Annotated in this window: 1 protein-coding gene and 1 pseudogene; one reads left to right on the top strand and one right to left on the bottom strand. The window is 50.2% G+C overall.

Going from position 1 to position 800, the window contains the following annotated elements; genetic code table 11:
• On the top strand, positions 1–247 hold a 247-nt coding region (locus tag AC01ZF_RS17565; RefSeq protein WP_476575554.1), incomplete at its 5' end, for a hypothetical protein.
• A gap of 227 nt (positions 248–474) precedes the next feature.
• Here AC01ZF_RS17565 and AC01ZF_RS17560 read toward each other — a convergent pair.
• A pseudogene (locus AC01ZF_RS17560) lies at positions 475–699 on the bottom strand (hypothetical protein); the annotation flags it as partial.
• Positions 700–800 lie beyond the last annotated feature (101 nt).

The following is an 800-nucleotide window of genomic DNA, read 5'->3' as shown; positions in this document are numbered from 1 at the left end:
ACCACGTGCGCATGATGGTACTCACGGTGGTGTGTATATCTCCGTCAGCGGTACCAGTTATGGTCAGTGCAAGAGTACGGGTTGGCGCGTCATACCACCCGTATTGGATCGTGGTATCCGTACCAACAAACGAGAGGCCCCGTTCATCCGCCGTTACGACCGGCGATACCTGTTGGTGGACAAACGAGACAAACGACCACACATCGTGCGCCTCGATTGGTCTGATGAGCAGCAGAACGTTATCTGATCGTTCAACAAGTGTCCAGTACATACACGCTATACTAGCGTACACGTAAGGGAATAATCAGAAAAAGAAAAAAGACTGGCCGGCGCGACCAGTCATAAAAAGAACTCGGCGGTCGACATTTGAAGTCGGGCTTTCAAAACCTAACCAACTTCGTGCGTACCGCCGAGTTCTTTTTAGTTGTACCTATAGTCTACCACAACCTTGCGCAGATGTCAAGTAGCACACACCTACTCTTCCTCATCCGCCGGTGCATCTGGCTGGTCATAGACAAATGACTCAACCAGCGACGGTACCGATGTGTCAAAGCCGGCAATGTTGAGGACCAAGTTATCCTCCGGCGCTGCGCTGTAGTGGGTTGCGGTGACAGCGCAGATAACGACCTTCGTGGTTTGGTTGGACGGACGGAAGACCTTGGTGATGTACTCTCCTACGTCATACCCACTACCGGCCCACGTCTCGTTGTCATTTCAATCCCCTCACGGGGATTTTGGTGTTTTGAACAAAAAGATAATACTGTCTTTAGATATATCGGTGAAAAAAATTTCAATCCCCT

Source organism: Chloroflexus sp. (assembly GCF_056331925.1).
Note: the sequence above shows the minus strand (reverse complement) of the source record. Positions and strands in the feature narration are given on the sequence as shown.